The sequence below is a fragment of the Niabella drilacis genome (assembly GCF_900101395.1).
Classification (GTDB): domain Bacteria; phylum Bacteroidota; class Bacteroidia; order Chitinophagales; family Chitinophagaceae; genus Niabella; species Niabella drilacis.
This window is the reverse complement of the sequence record NZ_FMZO01000019.1, coordinates 88,357-94,356: the sequence shown is the minus strand read 5'-3', so window position 1 is coordinate 94,356 and position 6,000 is coordinate 88,357. Positions and strand designations below refer to the sequence as shown.

3 protein-coding genes are annotated in these 6,000 nt (G+C 50.3%); 1 reads left to right on the top strand and 2 read right to left on the bottom strand.

Annotated features, from left to right (window positions below):
- Positions 1-208 precede the first annotated feature (208 nt).
- Positions 209-1,876 (bottom strand): RagB/SusD family nutrient uptake outer membrane protein, encoded by a 1,668-nt coding sequence (locus tag BLS44_RS22845; protein WP_090392797.1) that lies wholly within the window; start codon positions 1,874-1,876, stop codon positions 209-211.
- A 17-nt stretch (positions 1,877-1,893) separates the two neighbouring features.
- Complete coding sequence (locus BLS44_RS22840) at positions 1,894-4,986, bottom strand: SusC/RagA family TonB-linked outer membrane protein (RefSeq protein ID WP_090392795.1); 3,093 nt, start codon at positions 4,984-4,986, stop codon at positions 1,894-1,896.
- 394 nt (positions 4,987-5,380) lie between these two features.
- Here BLS44_RS22840 and BLS44_RS22835 point away from each other — a divergent pair, with 394 nt between their 5' ends.
- Positions 5,381-5,971, top strand: coding sequence for an RNA polymerase sigma factor (locus tag BLS44_RS22835; RefSeq protein WP_090392793.1), 591 nt, complete (start codon positions 5,381-5,383; stop codon positions 5,969-5,971).
- Positions 5,972-6,000: the final 29 nt, after the last annotated feature.

Genomic DNA, 6,000 nt, shown 5'->3' with positions numbered 1-6,000 from the left:
TCCTTTGCGCTTAACTTTACTTGTGTTGACATAATAATGGGGTTGTTCAACACAAATATAAACAATGTTTCTAAATTAAATTGTCGTAACACTAGTGTGATGTTAAGTCTGTTTTGCCGCCACTGAATACACAGAATCACTGAGTTCTTTTCTATGCTTCCGCGTTTCTGTCGCAACTATAGTACACCTTTTTATGCTTAACATAACACTAGTTATAGCCCGGGTTCTGCTGTAAACCGGTTCTTTTAATCTCTGTTCTGGGAATGGGCATCAGGTAGTGCCGGGTTTTATCAAAGCTCCGGGGCTCTATATCCTTATACTGGTAAGTCTTTGCACCCGTAGTGGCATTTCGGGTAATGATCACCTGGCGCACGGGTTTATTTTCTGTTGTCTCTGCTATTTTCCAGCGACGTACATCATAATACCGGTGCCCTTCAAAAGCCAGCTCTACCTGCCGTTCGTTGCGGATACGGGCTTCAAGGGCAGCACCGGTCTCTGTAAGTGGTGCGGTAATGCCGGCCCTTACCCTTATGCGCTGCAGGTAATCGCGGGCAACGTCCTCATGACCTAAATGAAATTCGGCTTCTGCATAGTTAAGATAGATCTCGCCTAAACGGGCCAGGATCCAGAATTTATTGGTTTGGGTAGTAGCGTTGAAATTAAACGTAGTGTCCATATACTTCCGGAATGCATAGCGGGTTAAGCTATTGTTCCAGGCATCAAAGCCCTGGTCAGAGTCATAGCCGCCTTCATAAAACTGGGCTGCCGTAGTGGTACGGTCTGAGAAGAACGCCGGGTTACCGGTAAGCCGGCCGTCAAAGATGATATCGGCATAAAAACGGCGGTCGCGGTTTACATAGGGCTTTTGCGGATCATACCCGGAAGCAGGGTCTGTAATATATTTGCCATCCGCCGTTCCAAAGGCATCTACCAGGTCCTGTGTGGGAGCAAAGGCCGCCCAGCCATGATAGCCGTTGGGAAAGCACATCATTTCCAGGCCGTTAAAAGGATCCCATTCACCTTTGTAACCGGACAGGTGCACGCCGATCAGCTCGGAGTTGGATGTGGTGAACAGATCGGCATAATTGCCGGTGAAGAGGCTGAATCCGGGCAGGTCGATCACAGCTTTGGCAGCAGCAGATGCGGCCGTCCATTTTGCCGGGTCACCGGTGGGGTTCCACAACGGGCTTGCGGCATATAACAGTAACCTGGATTTGATGGCAAGGGCCAGCGGAGTGGAAGCGCGGCCTCTCTGCGCCGTGGTACTGGCCAGTAAAGCAGCGGCTTTGTCCAGTTCATCGCTCACGAATTTTACGCATTCGTCAAAGCTGCTCCGCGTTGCTTTGAAATCGGAATTCAGGTTGAAGGGTTGCGTAATCAATGGTACGCCGCCATAGTCGCTGATCAGCTGAAAATAGGCATAAGCCCGCAGGAAGGTGACTTCTCCTTTTATGCGGTTGCGATACGCTTCCTCGCCGGGCACATCATCGATCTTCGAAAGGAAAATATTGGCGTTCTGGATCTGGCCGTAATTTTTGGACCAGATATCAAAACTGCCGGCATTGTCCGGGGAAAGCAACCCCTTGTTCAGCACGTTCCGGGCGCCACAGGTATAGCCATCGCCAAACTTTGTGAAGCCTTCATCACAGGCAGATGACAAGACCACACTTCTGTTCAGTGAGCTTCCCCAGTCAACCGTAAAGGTGGGCAGCACATTATAAATATTGTTGGCGTAGGCTTCTGCCAGCTTCAGATCTTTCCACACAGACTCATCGGTATAAGAGTCCAGCGGTGCTTTGTCCAGCACCTTTGAGCAGGAGGACAGGAATGTACCGGTCCAAAGAATGCTGATGGCAATTATTATTTTTGATTTCATATACTGATTTTTAAAATTTACAATCCAATACTCACTCCAAACCGGATGATCCTTGATTGTGGGTAATTAACGCCGGTGGTATTGTTCGTTTCAGGGTCCACACCATACTTTTTGAGGTGGTCAAAAGAAAGCAGGTTATAACCAGCTGCATATACACGTACGGCAGAAAGGCCGAGTCGGGCATACACCTGCGGGGGAATGCTGTACGATAATTCCAGTGTTTTCAGGCGCAGGAATGCAGCATTCATCAGCCAGAAATTGGAATTGTTATAGTAATAGGCATTGGTGCTGTTATCGTTAAAGGCCCGGGGATAGATACTGTTCGTGTTGTCCGGCGTCCAGCGGCCATCATAGAGCCATTGGGGAGGTGCAATCAGCGATCCCTGCATCTGCGAGTTGATCAGCTGTTTGGCCTGTGCCTGGCCGGAGAGCAGGACGTTTAATCCAACGCCTTTATAGTTCAGGCCGAGGGTACATCCGTATACGATTTGCGGAACGGCCGACTCGTAGGTGCGTACCGCATCGTCGAAAGTGATGGAACCATCGCCATTGGTATCCTGGATGCGGATCTCGCCAACCCTGGCTCCGGGCACGTGTATGGAGTGATCAATTTCATCCTGTGTACGGTAAATACCATCACTGGCAAACAGCAGCCAGGAGTTGATCGGATGGCCTTCGAATTTTTGCCATTCCGGAACGGTGGCTGCCTCGTCGCTGAAGATCACCTTGCTTTTTGCAAAGGTTCCGTTGAGGCCGATGGCGTATTTAAGATCGCCCGCGGCGTCGTTATACCCGATGGAGAAGTCAAATCCCCGGTTTAGGGATTTGCCGATATTTTCACTGGGCAGGCTCATGCCGGTATACAACGGAATGGAGGCATTCCGGGCCGCAAGAATATCGCTGCGCAGGTAGCGGAAATAATCAGCAGTGATGTTAAGTTTGCTGTTCAGCAGTGTCATGTCGAACCCGATGTTGCGGGTATCCTGCTTTTCCCAGGTAATACCGGGGTTTGGAGTACTGGAGAGGTACAGGGCATTGGCCAGCCCGTAGTCTCCAAAATAGGTTTGATAACTGGTATTGGTGATTAACTGGTACCTTGTAAGAAAGAGGTACTGGTCAACGGCATCACTACCCAGGATGCCCCAGGATGCCTGCAGTTTCAACTGATCAATAAAGGAGATATTATTCCTGAAAAAGGATTCTTCCGAAATACGCCACCCGGCAGAAACGGAGGGGAACAGCCCCCAGCGTTTGTTCTCGGGAAAGTTGAAGGACCCATTGTAGCGCATGGTTACTTCGGCTATGTATTTATTGCTGTAATCATAGGCCAGCCGGCCCAGGTAGCTGGCACGGCCATCCTGCGCAGCAGATCCCGTAGCCACCTGTCCTTCGGCGGCACCGGTAAAGATCTGGTCGATCTGATCGCTCAACAGGTTTTTCCGGTAGGCGTAAGTACCCCAGTTGGTCGTGCTGGTGGCCTCATAGCCGGCAAAGGCATTGATGTTATGGCGGCCAAACTGGTGGTCATATGCCAGCTTGATAAAGCGGGTGCTGCCATTGTACATGCCTTCGTTTTGTGTAACGCTGGATATGGCCGTGCTGGTGCGTACATTGGAATAAACATCCGTGGTCTTATTATAGGAATAGGCATCCCAGGGCTTGGTGAATATTTTTTCGTGCCGCAGGTTCACATCATAAGAGGCATAACCGCTCAGCGATAACCCCTCGGTAATAAACGGCAGTTTCCATTCAAATCCCGCCAGTGGGGTCAGTACATAGTTTTTGATCTTATCGTACCCGGGCGCACCGGTAACCAGGATCACCGGGTTACGCCCGGCCGTAACACCCGCACTGGGCGAACCATTGGGCCAGTACGTGGGTATAAACGGATACATAGAGCGGGTTTCATGCAAAATGCTTCCTACACTCCAGGTAGGATAGGTACGGTCTTCCAGCCGGCCGGCCACATCCAGGTTTACCTTCAGGTTCTTTGAAATACGGGCGTCAATATTGGAACGGAAATTATACTGCCGGTAATGCTCGATGCTGTTCCTGAAATTGCTCGACTGATCCACCAGCTGGCCGGAGAAATAGTATTTTACATTATCCGTACCGCCGCTTACAGAAAGGGAATGGGTGCTTTGCGGCGCGCTTTTCCGGAATACTTCATGGATCCAGTCGGTGCTGGTATAATTGGGATCATTACCCGCTTTGTACTTATCGATCTCAGCCTGCTGATAGGTACCCGGGTTGATCTCGTTGTAATAGGTCATGTATTCCCAGGCGTTCACGATTTTAGGAAGCCGGGTTAATTGCTGAATGCCATAGTTGCCATCATACTGAATGGTGGGCTTACCGGTTTTTCCGCGTTTGGTGGTTACCAGTATGGCTCCGTTGGCCGCGCGTACGCCATAAATAGCTGCGGATGCGTCTTTCAGCACGGTGATGCTTTCTATATCATTGGGGTTAAGGCGGCTGAAATCCCTGTCGGGTACCCCGTCGATCACGATCAGCGGGCTGGTGCCGCCTCCAAAAGAGTTAAATCCCCTGATGAAGAGCGAGGACCCGTCATCACCCGGGCGGCCGGAGCGGTTATTGGCAATAACACCGGGTATACGGCCGGCAATGGCATTGGCTACGTTGGCGGAGCTGCTTTGCACAAGCGCGGTACCTTTTACCGTAGCCACAGCGCCGGTTAAAGTAGCTTTTTTCTGAGAGCCGTAACCCACTACCACCACTTCATCTAAAGACCGGTTGGAAGGCTGCAACACGATCGAAAGCGAGGTTTGGCTGCCCACGGCTGTTTCCGTTGGCTGAAAGCCGGTGTACGTGGCAATAAGGATGGCACTGGGCCCGGAAATGGTGATTTCAAAATGGCCGTCGCCCAGGCTTAGGGTGCCATGCGATGTGCCTTTCTCCGAAAGGGATACATTGCCCAGGGGCATGCCTTTGTCATCGGTTACCGTTCCCTGTATATGCCGTTGTTGCTGGGCAAACAGGGAGGGAGATGCAGTGAACAGCAGCAGCCACAGCAGCAGCAGGGCCGGCAATCGTTTGGCGGGAGCAGGGCAAAAAAAAGCCCTCCCCGTATAAAAACAAGGTTTCATCATGTGTTTTGGGTTTATAACTAAAAAATCATTGTCTTACCGGAAGGATAGCAGCTGCATCAGGTGCTGTCGAAAGGGTATGCGGAATTTGTTTTCATTACAATCGTTTTTGTTGAATAAGCAAGAAATCGTTTGTTTAAGAATAGGTCTGGTCTAATCTATTCTACTACAAATATACAGGCCTTTCTCTAAGACAGGTGCTCATTTTTTAGCTTTGTGTGGCAGTATTTTAACCTTCGGGGTTCAAATGCTCTTTTTTTTGCCGCCTTACCTGGGGCCCTTTTAAAGGGCGTTCGGGGCCGGCAGTAGATACCCGCCGCCCTGTTTTAAGGATTTTCCGATATTTGTACCTGTTAGGCGGAAATAATTATCTTTACCCCAGTGATTCCAATTATCAATGATGAATTTGCCAGATTCGGAGCTACTTGTGCAATTAAAAGAAGGCGATCACACCGCCTTTTCCCGGCTTTACTTCCGCTATGCTTCAATTGTATACCGGCGGATACAGGGCCTGGTAAAGGTACACGAGCATTGCGAGGAACTGGTGCAGGAAGTGTTTCTGCAGCTTTGGCAAAACCGCCATGCCATCAGCAACGAAGTGCCCGTACAGGCGGTGCTGTTCCGCATGGCCAAAAGTACGACCATTAATTTTTACCGGAAGGCCATCCGGGAGGAACGCTATAAGCAATTGCTGGTGCGCTCTGCCACGGCTGACTACGACCCTGTAGGGGAGCATATGAGCTTTCTGGAAACCAGCACCATCCTCAACACCATCATTGATAAACTGCCGCCCCAGCGTAAAAAAGTATTCCTGCTCATAAAAATGGAAGGGAAAACCTATGAGGAAGCGGCCCGGGAAACCGATGTTTCGCTGGGCACTATCAAGGATCATATGGCCAAATCGATGCGCACCATCCGCCAGGAGCTCACCAACTATAAAACCATTCCCCCGCTTTGTCTGCTGCTGGTAACCCTCTGGTGCGAGTAAGCACGGCTGCCCTGCCGGAAATTTTTTTT

Coding starts and splice junctions, on each gene's coding strand:
- BLS44_RS22835 (WP_090392793.1), top strand. CDS start 5,381: ATGATGAATTTGCCAGATTCGGAGCTACTTGTGCAATTAAAAGAAGGC.
- BLS44_RS22840 (WP_090392795.1), bottom strand. CDS start 4,986: ATGATGAAACCTTGTTTTTATACGGGGAGGGCTTTTTTTTGCCCTGCT.
- BLS44_RS22845 (WP_090392797.1), bottom strand. CDS start 1,876: ATGAAATCAAAAATAATAATTGCCATCAGCATTCTTTGGACCGGTACA.